We start from the raw sequence: 17,328 nt of genomic DNA on the forward strand, positions 1-17,328 counted from the left end.
GCTATGAAAGCCAACGTCTTTGTAGCTGCAGCGCTCACAGCCCTATCGTCGGCCGTACTGGCCGCCGGGCCGTCGACAGTGAACCAGACGCAATCCGTCGCAGCGGGTGTGTCCGGTTCGGTATTGGTCGGCTCCGGCAGCTATACGAGCAATTCGAATTCGGTCGCGGGTGCCAGCGCAGGAAGTACCGTCACACCCAGTGGTTCCGCCGGAACGGCATCCGCCTTCCACAACTCGACTTCGACGGCCAGCGGTTCAGGCACGAACGGGGGCGCGTTCGCAGCAGGCGGCGGTATCGGTGCCGCAGGCTCGTACGGCGGGAACAGCACGACCAGCGAGAACGCAAATGCGCTGTCGGGCGGTGTTACCGCCACGATCGTACTCGGCGCAAATCACTACACGGCAACGGGTGCGAACGACAACGGCATTGCCAACGCTGGCGCTGCTGGCGGAACCGGCAGTGGCGGGTCGGGGACGATCGCTGGTTCCAACCACTACAACTCGTCCACCGTGTGGAGTACCGGTTCGGCAGGATCACCGTCCGCATCGGGCGGCAGCCAGGGAAGTTCTGGCGCAACCGCAAGCAGTCCATAACAGTGTGTTGGGGGGACCAGTTTCCCAGCGACGCTGGTCTCTTGCCTCACCTGTTGTCACCGTAAGGAGTTGGCATGAAGCAGAAACTGATTGCCGCCGCTCTGATGCTCGCGTCTCTGACGGCATATGGCGCTGACCGTGCTGCCGAGGACGTGCAATCAAATTTGCAGACGTCAAACCCTACAACCAACCCGTCAGAACAACAATCGCTTTCGTCGGGCAATGCCATCGGGGCACCGGACTCTCAGCCATGGCCGGGAATGTCGGGCGGCTCGTGGTCCCAGCTGGGTAGTGGCTGGAAGCAGTTCGGGGAAGCAGGCAAAGCTGAAGGAATTCAGGGGAATTAGTACGGTTGCCTGGGTGGGAGGTCAAACCTCGTCCGGAGATTGAAATGAACAGCAACAAGATCAAGGTGGCATGCGCGGCAATGTTCGCGATGACCACGATCGGTGCCCAAGCGCAAACCGCCGACTCGACCTCAAGCGCGCAGTCGTCGACATCGTCGACGTCGATCAGCCAGGGCGGCGGTTCGAGCATGAATACGAACACCTCGACCGGCGGCAGTGCGACCAGTAGCAGCGGCGTGCGCGGGAGCGGCAATTCGAACGTGAACGTGAACGTGACGATGCCGTCCAGCACGAGCGGCGGTTCGAACGTGACACCGCAAGGCGTGAGCTCTCTCGCGTCGGCTGGCTCACCCGGCACCAACCCGTACAACACCCAGTCGGCGGAAAACGTCAACTATTCGGGTACCCAGACAATCAAGACGAACCCGGCGATCCAGGCGCCCGGCCTCACGACCACGCTGTCCGATACCTGCATGGGCTCGGTGAGCGTCGGCGTGTCGTTCCCGGGATTCGGCGCGACCGGCGGCACGACGCTCGTCGACCAGGCGTGCGTGCGTCGCCTCGATGCGCGTGAATTCCGTGCGATGGGGTTGACCGACGTTGCGCTCGCGCTGCTCTGCCAGAGCGATGCGAACCGGCGTGCAGTGGAAGCGACCGGCCACCTGTGCCCGGGCACGACCGCGCCGCTGGCGCGCTCGAACGTGGCGCCGGCTGCCGAAGCGACCGTCGCCGACGACGTGAAGTATCGCGATCCGCTGGTGCGCAACCGCATGGGTCTGCCGCCGCTCGACGCGGCCGCGCCGGCACCCGCACAGACGCGCCCGGTGGCGACGACCGCCGTCCAGTCAGCACCGATCGCCGCACCGATGCCCGCACCGTCGATCGCCGCACCTGCTGTCAGCGCAGTGCCGGTCGCCGCACAGGCGGCCGCCGCGAAGGCGTCCCAGGCCGCGGCAGCCGTGCCGGCTGCCGCCGCTGCGCCGGTTGCGGCGGCAGCACCTGCGGCAGCGCCTGCGGTTGCGGCTGCACCTGCCGTCGTACCGGCCGCAGGGACCGCGGCCATCGCGGCCGCCGTCGTCGCTGCGCCGGCCGTCGCCGACAAGGCAGCCGAACCTGCGCCGGCCGTTGCCGACAAGGCACCGGAGCCCGCACCTGCGGTTGCCGACACGGCACCGGCACCGGAACCAGTGCCGGCAGTGGCCGACAAGGCACCGGAACCTGCGCCGGCCGCGACCGACACCGCCGCGCAAGCAGCGGCGCAGCCGGCCGTCGACACGAAGACGCAGGATGCCGCGCAAGCCGCTCCGGCCACGACCGACGCCGCACCGCAGGCCGACGCTGCTGCAATGCCCGCGCCCGCGGTCGATGCGAAGGCTGCCGATGCGGCACCGCAAGCGGCTGCTGAAGCGCCGGCTGCCGAAGCGCCGGCCCCCGAAGCCGCCCAGCCCGCCGCGCCGGTACCGGCCGCCGATTCGCCGGCCGTGACCGACCAGGCGAAGGATCTCGCGCCGGCAGTCGACCAGCAGGCTGCACCGGCCGCTCCGGCCATGCCGGCTCCGGCCGTCATCTCGACGAGCACGTCGTCGTAAGCAAGCGGGTCCGGCTCCCGCGCGACCGCACGCCGGCCGTGCGGGAGCCGCCGGAACCCGCTGCGCGACGCGCGTTGCAGGTTTGACGGGTGTTGGTCCCATCCCCGAGGTCAACACCTCTTTTTGCCTGTCGAGGGTACAAGGAGGCCTCAATCATGAGGATCTTTTTGGTCGCTCTGTTGCTGTACGGCACGCAAGCTGCCGCACAGTCGGTTTTCCAGAACCCTGCGGTTTTCGTCATCCTGAGCGAGCAGACCCTTGCGAACGCAGCGAGCGTGCAGCAGGCGCTGACCACGCTCGGCCGCCCGGACAACACGGCATGCGTGCCGATGATGATGGTCGGCGATCCGCAGATGATTTACATGATGCCGGAGGAAGGCCATGCGCCTTCGTGGCAATCGCCGGTATACGGCCGCGGCACGCCGTTCGAAGCGCAGAACGGGCCGGCGTCGACCGGCAAGACGGTCGGCGCGATGCAGCACGCGGAGGACATGCAGACGCAACCGTGGAGCGACAGCAGCGCGATCACGCAGAAGATCGCCGGCGAGTCGAGCGTATCGGCGTCGGACCGCGTCAGCGACTGGCAACGCAACAGTCTGAACACGATCGAGACGGCGCGTGCGACGGACGTGACAGTGAACGGCAAGGTCTACCGGCCCTACAACCATGAACTCAACCAGCCCGCGGGGCCAGTCGCAGAACCGCAAATCTATACGCAGCGGGTCGTGTTCTGCCGATAACGAAACACTACCGTGCGGACACGCCGGCAGCGCCGCGCGCGGGCAGGGAGACCCGTCGCGCATCGTGGCGCGCCGGGCGGCCCGACGGACAATCCCACGCGGCGAGGCCATCGTGAACTATTGCTGCCCGATCAGACTGTCAGGCCCGGAGGAGGACGAACCGGACGCATGCATGCCGCCGTTCGTGCCGGCCCGGCGCCACCACACCGCGCCGTCGCGTCCGCTCATCTATCTGTCGCAGCATCCCGCCCCTGCGCTGATCGACTGTCTCGCGTCGCGCGGCTGGGACGTATGGCGTGCGAAAACCGTTGCGGACGCACTCAATCTCGTCAAGGCGAACCGGCTGCATGCGGGTATCGTCGATTTCGGCGACTTCGCGTCGCCCGACGTCGGAGCGTTCGAGACGTTGCTGCGCGATCCGCGCGTCGGCTGGGTCGCGCTCGCGGATGACGACGGGCTGCGCGATACGACGGTTGCGCGCCTGATCCGCCAGTGCTGCTTCGACTACGTGCGCTACGGGAGCGCGGACGCGACCATCGGTTATCTCGTCGGCCACGCATACGGGATGGTGAAACTGTCGGAGGGCGACCCGGCCGCGGATGCCGCACTGCCCGGCGGTACGATGATCGGCGCCTGCGACGCGATGCGTCGCCTGTTCGCGACGATCCGCAAGGTCGCCAACACCGAGGCGACTGTCTTCATCGCCGGCGAATCCGGCACCGGCAAGGAGCTGACCGCGGCCGCGATCCATCAGCAGTCGTCGCGCGCCGATGCGCCGTTCGTCGCCGTGAATTGCGCGGCGATTCCGTCGACGCTGCTGCAGGCCGAGCTGTTCGGTCATGAGCGCGGGGCATTTACCGGCGCGCATCAGCGCAAGATCGGGCGTATCGAGGCCGCGCACGGCGGCACGCTGTTTCTCGACGAGATTGGCGACATGCCGTTCGAGAGCCAGGCGAGCCTGCTGCGCTTTCTGCAGGAAGGCAAGATCGAGCGGCTGGGCGGCCATGCGTTGATTCCGGTGGACGTGCGGATCGTATCCGCGACCCACGTCGATCTCGAGGCCGCGATGCAGGCAGGGCGCTTTCGCCCGGACCTGTATTACCGCCTGTGCGTGCTGCGCATCGACGAGCCGCCGCTGCGCGCGCGCGGCCGCGACATCATGCTGCTCGCCGAGCACGTGCTCAGGCGCTATCGCGGCGACAGCTCGCACCGGATCCGCGGCTTCATGCCGAGTGCGATCGAGGCGATCCACAACTATGCATGGCCCGGCAACGTGCGCGAGCTGATCAACCGAATCCGGTTCGCGGTCGTGATGACGAACGGCCCGCTGATCTCGGCTGCCGACCTCGAATTGAACCAGTACACGTCGCGCCAGCCGCCGACGCTCGCGGAAGTGCGCCGGCAGGCGGAGCGGCGCACGATCGAGGAAACGCTGCTGCGCCACCGGCACCAGCACGCGGACGTCGCGGCGGAGCTGGGCGTCTCGCGCGCGACGCTGTACCGCCTGATGATCGCGCACGGGTTGCACGGCTGACGCCGATCGTGCCGATCGCGCCGGATGCGCCGCCCACGGTGCGGGCCCGGCGGCGTCGGGCCGCCGGCGCAGGCGTCAGGCCGGACGTTCGAAGCCCGATTCGACCCAGCGTTGGGCACTGGCCTTGTTGAGCTTGAACCCCGGGGACACTTTCGCGTCGGCCAGCAGCTCGCCATACGGGTCGAACGCCTTCAGCTCCGCGTACGGCTCGAACTCGTCCGGCACGATGTCGAGCGTGACCGACACATCCTGTCCGTCTTCGCCCTGAACCGTCACTTCCTTGTGCAGCAGCGCGCGGCGTTGCTGCGCGTGCCGCATCAGCACCTCGGTCGCGGTTTTCACGAGCGTGCGGAACGCGTTCGCGTCCATCGGTTTCGGATTCTTCTTGTCGCGGCCCATCGTCCACGGGCCGACGAGCGCTGGCTCGGCCTCGCCGTCCTTGATCATCTCGACGGCCCAGCCGTCGTCGTCTTCGTTCTTGATGATGCGTGCCGTCCAGCCGTTGTCGCGCCAGAGGCCGTCTTCGTGGATGGAGGTGTCGTCGGATTGCAGGTCGGATTCGGTCATGGGAGAAGCGGGGAGTACGGGCTGCCGGCGAGCGGGCGCGGCGCGCTGCCGCGATCGGCGCGCTGCCGCTGGCCGGTCGCCCGGAATGGCATGCAAAGGGGGCAATTTTACCCCGCGGGCCGGCCATGCGGCCCGCGCAGCCTGCAACGTTGGCCGTCCGGCCGACTCCGGTTGCCGCCGAACGAGCGAATCGGCGCAAATATCAAACTCGTATTACGTTCCTGAGGGCTGTCCTATACGTCGTCCGATATCCCTGCCGCGCACGGCTTCATAGAATAACGACCGGGATAAAAATATCTCGCTTGCCGATTCAACGCCGATCCGGCCGCGCGCGCATTCCGCGCTACGCGGCCCGGCGAACCTTCTGGAACTGCGCATGGGGAAATTCAGTATTCGCACCGTTTTCGCGTACGACTGGCCGTTGACGCTGGCGGGCATGGAGCACATCGCCGTCGACGCGTGCGCGATCGATCTCGTCGGCGTCTACCGGTCCCCGGGCGAACTCGCCGCGGCGCTCGACAGCATCGAATGCGACATCGCACTGGTCGACTATTCGATCAGCGCCGACAGGCAAATGGATGGCCTCGCGCTGTTCGAGTGGCTGCGGCGCATGCGCCCGAACGTCGGCATCGTCGCGCTGGTCGGCAACGAGAATCCGGTGATCTTCCGCTCGATCCTCGCGCAAGGCGGCGCCAGCCTCGTCAGCAAGTTCGACGAAGTCGGCCACATTGTGACCGCGATCCATTCGAGCTACAGCGGCGGGCGCTATCTGTCGCCGCTCGTGCGGCGCGCGCTCGACTCGCTCGCCGAACCCGACCATCAGCCGGTGAAGCTGTCGGCGCGCGAGATCGAGGTGATTCGCATGTATCTGGCCGGCGTTCCGATCAAGACGATCGCTCAGCGGCTGAACAAGGGCAAGCAGACCGTCAGTGCGCAGAAGATCAGCGCGATGAAGAAGCTCGGCGTGACCAACGATATCGAGCTGGTCCAGCGGGCGGCCGGGCTCGGGTTCGCCGGCAACAGGGTGGCGATACGGTCGGGCGGGGTGCAATAGAGGTGGCCGGAAGCAAGCATGACGAGGGCATGGCGATGTCGACAGCAACCGCATTCCGGCATTTTGCGTCCGGTCTGGGTGACTTGAACCGGCGGCCGGTCGCCCTTCATTTCGGGCAGGCACAACACGCGGTCGGCCATCTGCTGGCGCTTCACCACGCGGATATCCGCGAAGGGCTGATGTCGGGCATCGAAGGCACGCTGACCTGCGTGTCCATCCACGATCATTTGTCGCCTGCGCTGTTTCTCGGCCTGCCCGTGTCGGTCCGGCTGACGACCGACCGGGGCGGCATTCGGGCGATCAACGCGATCGTGCGCGAAGTGCGGACCGGTCAGTCCGACGGCGAACTGACCGTGTATCAACTGCACGTGTGCGACGCGCTGTCGTTGATGGATCGCCGCACCAACGCCCGTGTGTTCCGGTCGCGCAGCGTGACGGAAATCCTGGCGACGCTGATGAACGAGTGGAAGCTGCGCAGCGTCGCGCTCGCGCGTGCGTTCGATTTCGACCTGTCGGGATTGCAGGCCGAACGCTATCCGGTGCGCGAGCTCACGCGGCAGGTCAACGAGTCCGATGCGCGTTTCATCCGGCGGCTGCTGCGCCGGGAGGGCATCACGGTCTTCGCGAAGGCCGGCCGGGGTGGCGAGCGGCCGACGCATACGCTCATATTCTGCGACGACCCGTATCGCGTGACGGAAGCACCGGCAGGTACGCTGCGCCTTCAGCCGCGCGACGCCCGGGCCGGACAACGCGACACCGTGACGCTGTTTGCGCACGGTCAAAGCCTGTCGTCCGGCAAGGTGCGCCGTCCGTCCTGGGATTACAAGACGGCTCGCGCAGACGATTCCATGGCCGTCACCGGCATCGACCAGGGTGACGCGGGGAACGACCTTGCGCACCTCTTGACCGACGTCGCGATCGACATTCCGCACGTCGGCGATTCATGGTGCGATCACGACCGCATCACGCGCGACCGGATACTGGCGCACCAGTTCGAAGCCGAGCGTTACGACGGGATCGGCAGCGTGCGCGATTTGCCGGTCGGTCACTGGTTCACGCTGACGGGCGACCCCGAGCTCGACATGAAGCCGGTCGATCGCCGTCAGTTCGTGGTCACGTCGGTTCGGCACGAGATCCTGAACAACCTGCCGAAGCATCTGACGGGGCGCGTGGGCGAGCTCTTCGCGGCGAGTCTGAACCTCGCGCAAACCGCTTCCCCGGCACCTGTCGACGGATCGGCGCACACCGACACGCGCTACGAGAACCGCTTCACGTGCGTGCGGCGCGGCGTGCCGCTCAAGCCTGCCTACGATCCGAACATCGATGTGCCGCCGGTTCACCTGCTGACCGGCACGATCGTCGGCACCGAGGGCGAGGAAGTGTTTTGCGACGCGGCCGGCCGTGTGCGCGTGCGCATACACGGCTTCGATCCGGCAGACCATGCGCACGCGCAAGGTGCCGGTACGAACGATTCGGCCGGCGACAGTGCACCCATTCGCGTTGGGGCAAGCCTGGCGGGCAGCGGGTTCGGTGCGCTGTTCCTGCCGCGGGTCGGTATGGAAGTCCTGTTGGGGTGTCTGTCGGGCGACCCCGACCGGCTGGTCATCATCGGGGTGTTGAGCAACGGTGCGAACCCGCCCGCGAATTTCAGCGATACCGGCGCGCTGCCCGGCAATCGCTACCTGTCCGGCATCAAGACCAGGGAAATCAAGGGCCGGCGTCATAACCAGCTTCGTCTGGACGATACCCCGTCGCAAATCTCCGCACAGCTGGCGAGCGAACACGCGCATACCCAATTGAATCTGGGCTATCTGACTCAGCCGCGCGACGGCGGGCACGGCAGCGACCGGGGGGAAGGTGCGGAACTGCGCACCGATGCCGCCGCGGCGTTGCGCGCGGCCCGCGGCATTTTGCTGTCGACCTATGCGCGTGCACGGGCTACCGGCGGCCAGCTTGATCGGGAGGAACTGATTCGCCTGCTCGATCAATGCACCGAACTCTTCAAGTCGCTCGGCGACCATGCCGGCCAGCACGGTGGGCGGACCGCCGATGCCGCGGGCCAGGACAGCATCGCCGACGCGTTTCGAAACTGGACACCCGACAGCGCGCAGCGCGGTGAGGGCGACGACGCGTCCGCCTTGATGGCATTCGGCGCGCAGTCGGGATCGCTCAACGTCACGCCGAAAACGCATGTCGTGTATGCGGGCGAGAACATCGATCAGATCGCGCAGCGGCACGTACAGGTCGCGAGCGGCGAGCGCATCAATCTGCATGCCGGTCGCGGTGTCGCGATGTTCGCGCACAGCGATGGCGTGTCGGCGATCGCGAATCACGGGAAGGTCACGATTCAGTCGCAGAACGACGATACGCAAGTCGATTCGGCGAAGAACATTCAATTGACCGCGGCGGGCGGAACGCTGACCGGCACGGCGAGCGATGAAGTCGTGTTCGTGACGTCCGGTGGCGCGTATCTGAAGCTGCGCGGCGGCGATATCGAGCTGGGGTGTCCGGGCACCTTTACGGTGAAGTCGGCGGGGCATTCGTGGGGTGGGGCGGCCAGCATGACGGCGGACATGCCGAAATTCGGTCGAGACAAGCTTGGCAGGGTGCCGAAGCGATCCATCCCACCGACGGCAACGCGGCTGCGGGGGTCGACGGCCGGGTAAAGAAGTCGTCCACCGGGCTGCCGAATTCTATGACCGACGCGGCGGGCACGCTGCCGGCGGTTGATGCCGACCAGGTCGAGAGGCTGGCGGTGCAGTTCATCAAGAAAAACGTATAAGCATGCGCAGGAGTCTGAATGATCGATTCATTTCTCGATCCGCATCCGGTAGCGGACACACCCACCGACGAACCAGCCACTGAGGCCGGGTTGCCTGACGCACCTGCGTCGCGCCCTGAACCGCCATCGATCATCGTCGGTCGTGTCGAAGGGATGACGATGTTCGCGAAGAACACGCCGCTTATCTGCATCAGGCAGATGCCCTTGCCCGGCGTCGTGATCTTCGTGCATGGCGTGAACTCGGAGGGCGAATGGTTCGATGCGACGGAGGATGGGCTGTGCAAGGGTCTTAATCGCCGGATCGGGCGCCTCGACGATCAATTGATGTATCACGGCATCGAAGCCGGGCAATTGACGCCGGCGAAGTACACCGAGAGCGTGACGCCGGATGGGTTTCTGAATCCGAAGCTTTGGGCCGGCAACTACGTCAAGCCCGATCCGTCGTTCTCGCCCGTCATTCACTTTCGGTGGGGTTATCGGGCCTCGGGCGAAGAACTCAAAGAGTACGGCGACAAGATCTTTCTGAACGAGAAGGACTATTGGGGCGGCGGCCCGTTCACGAACGGCTGTTCGAGCCTGCCCGATCTTTGGCACGGCGGCCTGGACGATCGAACGATGGGATGGATGACGGTGCAAGGCATCAATCCGACCAACCGGCCTTTGTATCGCGCGCCGCCGCGCGCGTATGGCGTGCTCGCGGCCTTGCGGTTGGCCAAATTGATCGAGTCGATCCGCCAGATGCAAGCCGACGTACCCATTACCGTCGTATGCCACAGCCAGGGCAACATCGTCGGCCTCACGGCGGCGTTCTTCGGCGACGCATTCCCCGATGTCGAAGATCCGTGGGGCCGCACGGCACTGCGTGGCGGACGCTATTATGCTGGCGAACGCACCATACAGCCTCGCGAATGCAGACGGTCCGTACAAATCCGACACGTTCATGGATACGTGGTCGCAACGCGCGACGAAAGACGCGAACGGGCAGCGCGGACGGCAGACCTACGCCGCGCGCACCCAAACCTTCGGCAAGTTCCTGTCGATCGTCGGCGCCCGAAAAGCCTTCGAACAGTCGGTCGACAAGGTCGATGAAGACATGGAGAACAAGCGGTCTCGCTGACGAGCAACCGGTCTTATGCCGCGCAAGCCGACCGCGACCGGCACGGCTTGAACGGGGCGACCTATGGCCGCGTCACCGCGTATTGCTGCCCGCACGATCAGGTGATTTCAGCAGTGACGGTTCAGGTACCGGCTGGCGCGGGATCAGCAAGCACGAACTCGATGACATCGGCGCAGCGGGCATCCTGACGCAGCGGGTGTTTGCCTCGGGATTCCCGGTTGGTGTGCAGAAACCCTATCGGTATTGGGAGGATGACTGGCGGCATGGAAAGCCAGGAACGAAGTCGGGCTTCTGGTATCCGCCGTCGCCACCGGCCAAATTCAATCTGATCGGCGCAGTCAAGGGGAATGAAAGCGTGTTGGGGGTAGCCGCGACGCTTGTGTCTGCACCGCTCATGTTCGTCGTGACCGGCATCAGTTCGGCGTTGAACATGCTCCGTGTGAATGCCGATCCGCCGAAAGGCTGGACGGTGGTAGCGGACGCGCCAGCGCTCGATGATCCATTCCCGCCGAAGGCGTTGCGGTTCGGCAAGCCCGTCGAAACGAAGGACGGCGCCGCGGTGAGCGACTTCAACGAAGGTAACGATCCGCCGGCCGCATGGCGCGACGCGAACAAGGCCGATGCGGACAAGCGAGCTGACGATCCCTACGACCAGTACAAAGCAAAGAACGATGACAGCGTTGCGCAAGGCACGGCAGCAACCGAAGCCGGACAGCGCGTTGATGCGGATGGAGGCGCGTCGCACGCTGAATACCGAATGGTTCGATCGCGACGGCCACGTCATTGGCGAGGACGGCAAGAGCGCAATACCCGAAGGCTACAAGGAATGGCGCGACAAGCAGATTGTCGACTGGCTCGATCGTAGTGCGACCAATAGCCCAACCAACCACTCGACGACGATGACCAATCCGGAGCATGCCGAGAAGGCGCTTGCGTATGACGTTGCTGTCGGTCGGTGCTATCTGACAGAGGCGCAACTCAAATCGTTGCGCATTGAGGCGGATTGGCGGATGGGAGACGGCATTCCCGATACGAACCCAAACAAGAAGTACGCCAAGTACTTTGACTCCGGAAATCTGGATCGAATGCCGATGCACAAATGGGTACACGCCAAGGCCAGCGAAGGCACGATTCCCGACGCGATCGTGGACGAACGTGAAGGCCAACTTTATCTGAAGGTCGGGGGTGCCGTATGAGGATGCTGATCGCTACATGGCAGCGGCGTATCGCCATCGCCATATCGGTATGGCTGCTTGCCGCCGTGCTCATCGCCACGCTGATGGCGTATGTAGAACAACCCGATCCGGTACATCTGGAAACAGGAGATTGGATGAAACGATTCGTAGTCTTACCTGCCTTGGCCGCCCTTGCGGTGTTTATGTTCACCACGTCCATGATGCGTCCTGCACAGGCCACGCCCACCCCGGAGCTTGCAGGCAAAGCTGCGCGAACAGCAGAAGAACCGGCGAGGCCATTCTTCGCTCAGGTCGTCGGCCTGATCTGGCTGAATCCACTACAACGTATGGATTACCCGACCGAATGGCAATTATTGTGGGCGCAAGGGCTTACCGCGCCGAACAAGAATGATGACATGGTGCGCACCGAACCAAAGTCCTTTACTACTGTTCAATCGGTAGCAGGTATTGCGTACGGCAACGAAGGCGAAGAGACGTTCAAAGGCTTCTATCACAAGTATGCGAGAAAGTTTTTGCTGTTAATGCGTTCGCGTTATTTCGCCAATGCGAACTATTTCTACACCGTAAAACCCGAGAACTCCAAGGACTGGCGCGAGCTTGCGGGAATACATATCGAGTTCGCGCTACCTCCAAGGCTTGACCCGATCGAAGCCAAGGAATATTTGAGCAACGAGATTGTCGAATACTTCGAAATCGGTCCGCCGTCACCCAAGACGCTTTGGAGCCGCGACACGCCCCCCGATGTGCACATCACCCAAGGCGGTGCGAACGCCGGCTTCACGTCGCTGAACAACGCGCTGGACTACTTGCAGGCGAACCCGGACAAGACCGTCTGGGCAATCAACTGGGACGCACCGAACTTCCCGCCTACCGACGCGCAGATCAACGAGAATCTCGTCGTGCTGTTCCTCGCCGGCCCGAACTTCAACACCGAGCGCGAACCGCTCGCGTGGATCAGCAGGGCCGCAACCGGCAATACACAGGCGTTTGAGCGGAAGGTCGGCACGACGCGCGCCGTACAGGCATGGAAGGCAACCATCGATGAAGCAGCGCGCAATGCCGGTGTGGCGGTTCCGGACCTCGAATACATCTTCCACGACGCAGGCAAAGGCAGTGACGCATCGTCGTCCCGTCTTGCCGCGCTCTCGCAAACGTTGACCGAAACGCTTCCGGAATACGACTACATGAAGCAGACCTTCAACACGACCGGGCTGCTTGGCGACATGGGAACCGGCAGCGCATTGACCAACGTGGCGCTCGCGATCGGCCGGATCAATCACTTCGGCGGCAACGCGCTCGTCGCCGGCACGACCGACCCTGAACATCCCGTCGCGGTTGTCGTCAGGCCGCCGTCGAAGCTCACGCCGATCGATCCGACGAAGGACTGGTTCCGCGCACGCGGCGGGAACAACGCCTACCTGCCGTGGTGGGGCCGCCGATACGATGCCGATTACGGGATGCAGGGCTACTCGTGGTAACCCAAGCCACCGCGACTGCACATTGCATGCGCACGCAACCGCTGTGCAAATCATTCAAAGGACGATATATGCGTGGAATTATCCGGGTAGGCGATACCCATACCCACGGCGGCCGGGTCGAGTCCGGCGCGGCAACAAGCAAGGTGATGGGCCACGTGGTTGCTCGCGTCGGCGACACGTGTTCATGCCTGGTTCACGGCACGTGCACCATCCTCGAAGGCGACCCGGATTTCAACGTCGAAGGCCGGGACGCTGCGTTCGACGGCCACAAGACTTCCTGCGGTGCGGCGTTGATTTCTTCGGTTGTCGATTCCGGACGTATCTGAACGCAGCCGGCCGGGCCGGGCGGCCGCCATCGGAGATCCGACACCCGGCGTGAGGCACGCCTGACGATGCCGGGCCACCCCGTCAGGCCGGCAACGCGAAGCGCGTGACGGCTTCCCGCAACGCTTCGGCCTGATCGCGCAGCGAATGCGCGGCGGCCGCGGCTTGCTCGACGAGCGCCGCGTTCTGCTGCGTGACCTGGTCCATCTCGCCCACCGCGCGATTGACCTGCTCGATTCCCGAGCTCTGCTCGCGCGACGCGTGGCTGATCTCGTCGAGTATCTCGTTGACACGCCGCACCGACTGCACGATCTCGGCCATCGTCTCGCCCGCATGCGTGACGAGCGTCGCGCCATGCTCGACCGTCTCGTTCGACGACACGATCAGCGACTTGATTTCCTTCGCGGCCGTCGCCGAGCGTTGCGCGAGCGAGCGCACTTCGGCCGCGACCACCGCGAAGCCGCGACCCTGTTCGCCGGCACGCGCGGCCTCGACTGCCGCGTTCAACGCGAGGATGTTGGTCTGGAACGCGATCCCGTCGATCACGCCGATGATGTCGCCGATCTTGTGCGAGCGGTCGGTGATTTCGTTCATCGTGCGCACGACATCGTCGACCACCGCGCTGCCGCGCGTCGCGACTTGCGCTGCCTGGTCGGCGAGGCTCGCGGCCTGCGCGGCGCTTTCCGCGTTCTGCTTCACGTTCGCGGTCATCTGGTCCATGCTCGACGCGGTCTGCACGAGCGCGGCCGCCTGTTCCTCGGTGCGCTGCGACAGGTCCGTATTGCCCGATGCGATTTCGCTCGCGCCGACGTTGATGTTCTCGGTGCCCATCCGTACGCGCGACACCATGTCGATCAGTCCGCCCTGCATCATGTGCAAGGCATGCAGCAGGCTGCCGTGATCGTCGTGCTTCACGTTCACGCGCGCTGTCAGGTCGCCCTGCGCGATGCGTTGCGCGGTGTCGAGCGCGACTTCGAGTTCGCCGCCGAGGTTCGCGCGGACGCTTTTCAGCACGAGCACCATCACCGTGGTCGCGATCGCGCCGAGCACGGCCGTCATCGCGAACCAGCGGCCGATGCTCGCCAGCACGGCGGAGCGCACGTCGTCCATATACATGCCCGTCACGAGATACCAGTCCCACGGGGCGAAGCGTTGCACCGCGCTGGTCTTGTCCTGCGGCTTGTCGGCGCCCGGCTTCGGCCACAGATATTCGACGAAGCCCTTGCCGCCTTCGTCGTTGCCGGCCTTCACGATTTCGACGAACAGGTGCTTGCCGTTCGGATCCGCGAAATTCGACACGTCCTTGCCGTCGAGGTCGGTCTTGATCGGATGCATCACGATCACCGGCTTCGAGTCGTTGATCGAAATGTAGCCGTCGGTGCCGTAGCGCATCGCAGCGATCGCCTCGAGCGCCTTCTGCTTCGCATCGGCTTCCGGCAGCGCGTTCTGCTGCGACAGCTTGTAGTAGTGGTCGGCGACGCTCGCGGCCTGCGCAACCAGCGTCGCAAGCTGGTCGCGGCGATCGGTGATCATCGACGCGCGGGTCTGCCATGCGCCGATGCCGGCGATCACGAGCAGGCCGAGCCACAGAATGACGATCATCGAAGCAAGTTTCTGGTTCAGGGAGAGGGTGCGCATGGTGAGTAAGGTCGGTCGGTCGAACGAGCGCCGGAACGGCGCGACGGGATAAGTCTTTGACGGCGCGCAACGAACGGTGCCGTAGGCGGGAAATCCCTTAGACGCCATGCCGCCCCCAATGCCATCGAGCGCGGTACGGTCATCTATGCATATACATATTGAGCGTCGCTATACTGTCGGACGATGACGGTTGCGCTGTTCGTCCGGGAGACCGGGCGCGGGTAGCGACGCCGAACGAAACCGAAAGGAGGCAACGATGCGGATTCTGGTGGTAGGGGCCGGCGCGGTCGGCGGATATTTCGGCGGCCGGCTTGCGGCGGCGGGGCGCGACGTGACCTTCCTGGTGCGCGACGGTCGCGCGGCCGCGCTCGCCCGCGACGGGCTGCTGATTCGCAGCCCGCGAGGCGACCTGACGCTCGCGAACGTGCAGACCGTGCGCGCGACCGATACGGCCGCGCCGTTCGACCTCGTGCTGCTGAGCTGCAAGGCGTACAGCCTCGACGATGCGATCGCGTCGTTCGCGCCGTTCGTCGGGCCGTCGACGCTGATCCTGCCGATGCTCAACGGGATGCGCCATCTCGACGCGCTGCGCGACCGCTTCGGCCCCGCGCAGGTGCTGGGCGGCCTGTGCGTGATCGCGGCCACGCTCGATCGCGAGCAGCGGATCGTGCACCTGAACGATACGCACGGATTGTCGTTCGGCGAACTCGCCGGTGGCGAATCGGCACGCGTGGGTGCGCTGGCCGACGTGCTGGGCGGCGCGGGCTTCGATGCGACGCTCAGTGACGATATCGCCGCGCGCATGTGGGAGAAGTGGGTGTTTCTCGCGACGCTCGCGGCGAGCACGTCGCTGTTTCGCGGCTCGATCGGCGACATTCTCGCTGCGCCGGACGGCCGTCGTTTGCTCGAGACGATGCTCGACGAATGCAGCGCGATCGCCGCGCACAACGGGCACCGGCCCGATCCGGCGGCGATCGAGCGGATGCAGCGGATGGTGCTGACGCCGTCGCCGCTGACCGCATCGATGCTGCGCGACGTCGAGAACCATGCGCGGGTCGAGGCCGATCACGTGATCGGCGACCTGCTCGCGCGCCGCGATCCGCAGGCGACGGATGCGCTGTCGCTGCTGCGGATCGCGTACAACCATCTGAAGACGTATGAGGTGCGCGTCGCACGGGAGCACGCGGCGGGGTAGCCGCGGGAGCGGCTTTCGTCGCGATGTATTTCCGGGTATGCGCTGCGCGGCGCATGAAGTCATGCGCGCGTGGCGATTTCGCGGGGGCGCTACGCACGAGTCGAGCGATGCGCCGTCGGCAGTCAGCCGGACACCGGCGGCAATCGAGTGCGGTTCCACGGCGCGGTGGCCGGCGCTCGTGCGGTGTCGCCGCAGCGACGGATCGCCGCCCTGCGGAGGCGGCCAGGCACGTCGGCGGCGCGTCCGAACGCAGGCGCCCGGTCAGACCGGATCCTTGCTCGGCGGCCCGTCGGGCTGCTGCGGGTTGTCGTGGGGATGCCCCGGCGGCGGTGGCGACAACGGATCGTCTTCCGGATCGCGATTCGGGTCGGCCGGGGGCTCCGGCATTGGTGTCGTGTGGTCCATGGAGAACTCGCGCAGTGCGTGACGGCGGTGGCGCGGCGCGCGCGCCTCGTCTTCGTTATAGGCAATCGGGCGCGCGTTTGCAGCGGGAATCTCGTCACAGCGTGCGAATGGCCGGCGATATTGGCGTATCCGAGGGTATCGGGCCGGAGCGCGTAACGAACGAGCGCATGCACGATGCGCGTTGCGGCCGGCGTCAGCGCAGATCCGCCGGCGTATCGACGTCGCGCAGGATGCCGGGGTCGTCGACGTCGAGCAGGTTCACCGGGGCGCTGGCAAATAGCGTGCGGGCGCCCGTATCGCCATCGAGCGCGGCCAGCGCGTCGTAATGGCGGGCGGCGAAGCCGACCGGATGACCGCGCACGCCTTGGTGCACGGGGGCGACGATCGATGCGTCGTCGGCATCGAGCGCGCGCGTGAGCGCTTCGTAGGTGGATGCCGCGATCCACGGCATGTCGGCGAGCGCGACCAGCCAGCCGGTTGCTTCCGGCGTCATGCGCACGCCCGCGGCAAGGCTCGCGCCCATCCCGCGCGTCGCGTCGGGTGCATAGACGACCTGGCAGCCGGCCTCGTTCAGCAGAATCGCGAGTTTTTCGGCGCCGGGACGCACGACGGCGATCACGTCGGCCGTGGCCGCCGCGAGATGACGGGCGGCCGCCACCGCGACCGGCGTGCCGTCGGGCAGCAGCGCAAGCAGCTTGCTTTGCAGACCGCTCGGGTCGAAGCGTTGACCGAGGCCGCCGGCGAGCAGGACGCCGGTGGCGAGTGACG

Annotated in this window: 14 protein-coding genes and 1 pseudogene; 11 read left to right on the forward strand and 4 right to left on the reverse strand. The window is 65.6% G+C overall.

Features of this window, described 5'->3' with window-relative positions; all coding sequences use genetic code 11:
- Positions 1-3: 3 nt before the first annotated feature.
- From J7024_RS16650 to J7024_RS16670, 5 genes are all read left to right on the forward strand, one after another.
- Positions 4-594 carry a hypothetical protein gene (locus J7024_RS16650; RefSeq protein ID WP_124830607.1) on the forward strand — a complete coding sequence of 197 codons (591 nt, stop codon included), beginning with the start codon at positions 4-6 and terminating at the stop codon, positions 592-594.
- 74 nt (positions 595-668) lie between these two features.
- Positions 669-941, forward strand: coding sequence for a hypothetical protein (locus J7024_RS16655; protein ID WP_098551554.1), 273 nt, complete (start codon positions 669-671; stop codon positions 939-941).
- Between the two features lie 44 nt (positions 942-985).
- On the forward strand, positions 986-2,530 hold the full coding sequence (locus tag J7024_RS16660) for a chemotaxis protein CheA (RefSeq protein WP_234745311.1): 1,545 nt from the start codon (positions 986-988) through the stop codon (positions 2,528-2,530).
- A 155-nt stretch (positions 2,531-2,685) separates the two neighbouring features.
- Positions 2,686-3,270, forward strand: a complete 585-nt coding sequence (locus J7024_RS16665; RefSeq protein WP_124830609.1) for a hypothetical protein — start codon at positions 2,686-2,688, stop codon at positions 3,268-3,270.
- 172 nt (positions 3,271-3,442) lie between these two features.
- The gene (locus tag J7024_RS16670) at positions 3,443-4,804 is read left to right on the forward strand and encodes a sigma-54 dependent transcriptional regulator (protein ID WP_124830610.1); all 1,362 of its coding nucleotides are present in this window, start codon (positions 3,443-3,445) and stop codon (positions 4,802-4,804) included.
- Positions 4,805-4,879: 75 nt separating this feature from the next.
- Here J7024_RS16670 and J7024_RS16675 read toward each other — a convergent pair whose 3' ends face one another.
- Positions 4,880-5,371: a hypothetical protein gene (locus J7024_RS16675; RefSeq protein ID WP_124830611.1), complete on the reverse strand. Its 492-nt coding sequence runs from the start codon at positions 5,369-5,371 to the stop codon at positions 4,880-4,882.
- Between the two features lie 376 nt (positions 5,372-5,747).
- On the opposite strand from J7024_RS16675, the gene J7024_RS16680 reads away from it, so the two are divergent.
- The 5 genes and pseudogenes from J7024_RS16680 (at position 5,748) to J7024_RS16700 (ending at position 13,324) form a co-directional block, all read left to right on the forward strand.
- The gene (locus J7024_RS16680; RefSeq protein WP_124830612.1) at positions 5,748-6,425 is read left to right on the forward strand and encodes a response regulator transcription factor; all 678 of its coding nucleotides are present in this window, start codon (positions 5,748-5,750) and stop codon (positions 6,423-6,425) included.
- 35 nt (positions 6,426-6,460) lie between these two features.
- Positions 6,461-9,091, forward strand: a complete 2,631-nt coding sequence (locus J7024_RS16685) for a type VI secretion system Vgr family protein (protein ID WP_442861905.1) — start codon at positions 6,461-6,463, stop codon at positions 9,089-9,091.
- Positions 9,092-9,360: 269 nt separating this feature from the next.
- Positions 9,361-11,520 (forward strand): annotated as a pseudogene (locus J7024_RS16690) (T6SS effector phospholipase Tle3 domain-containing protein).
- Complete coding sequence (locus J7024_RS16695; protein WP_233410028.1) at positions 11,517-12,998, forward strand: virulence factor; 1,482 nt, start codon at positions 11,517-11,519, stop codon at positions 12,996-12,998. The pseudogene J7024_RS16690 and the gene J7024_RS16695 overlap by 4 nt, the downstream one beginning before the upstream one ends.
- 68 nt (positions 12,999-13,066) lie before the next feature.
- The gene (locus J7024_RS16700; protein ID WP_124830907.1) at positions 13,067-13,324 is read left to right on the forward strand and encodes a PAAR domain-containing protein; all 258 of its coding nucleotides are present in this window, start codon (positions 13,067-13,069) and stop codon (positions 13,322-13,324) included.
- An 82-nt stretch (positions 13,325-13,406) separates the two neighbouring features.
- On the opposite strand, the gene J7024_RS16705 is transcribed toward J7024_RS16700, so the two are convergent.
- Positions 13,407-14,960: a methyl-accepting chemotaxis protein gene (locus tag J7024_RS16705; protein WP_124830908.1), complete on the reverse strand. Its 1,554-nt coding sequence runs from the start codon at positions 14,958-14,960 to the stop codon at positions 13,407-13,409.
- A 256-nt stretch (positions 14,961-15,216) separates the two neighbouring features.
- Here J7024_RS16705 and panE point away from each other — a divergent pair, with 256 nt between their 5' ends.
- On the forward strand, positions 15,217-16,155 hold the full coding sequence (panE, locus tag J7024_RS16710; RefSeq protein WP_175787818.1) for a 2-dehydropantoate 2-reductase: 939 nt from the start codon (positions 15,217-15,219) through the stop codon (positions 16,153-16,155).
- A gap of 261 nt (positions 16,156-16,416) precedes the next feature.
- On the opposite strand, the gene J7024_RS16715 is transcribed toward panE, so the two are convergent.
- Both J7024_RS16715 and J7024_RS16720 read right to left on the reverse strand, forming a co-directional pair.
- The gene (locus J7024_RS16715) at positions 16,417-16,560 is read right to left on the reverse strand and encodes a hypothetical protein (protein ID WP_006752960.1); all 144 of its coding nucleotides are present in this window, start codon (positions 16,558-16,560) and stop codon (positions 16,417-16,419) included.
- A 193-nt stretch (positions 16,561-16,753) separates the two neighbouring features.
- On the reverse strand, positions 16,754-17,328 hold a 575-nt coding region (locus tag J7024_RS16720; RefSeq protein WP_234745312.1), incomplete at its 5' end, for a nucleotidyltransferase family protein.

Source organism: Burkholderia sp. WTPI3 (assembly GCF_021483755.1).
GTDB lineage: Bacteria > Pseudomonadota > Gammaproteobacteria > Burkholderiales > Burkholderiaceae > Burkholderia.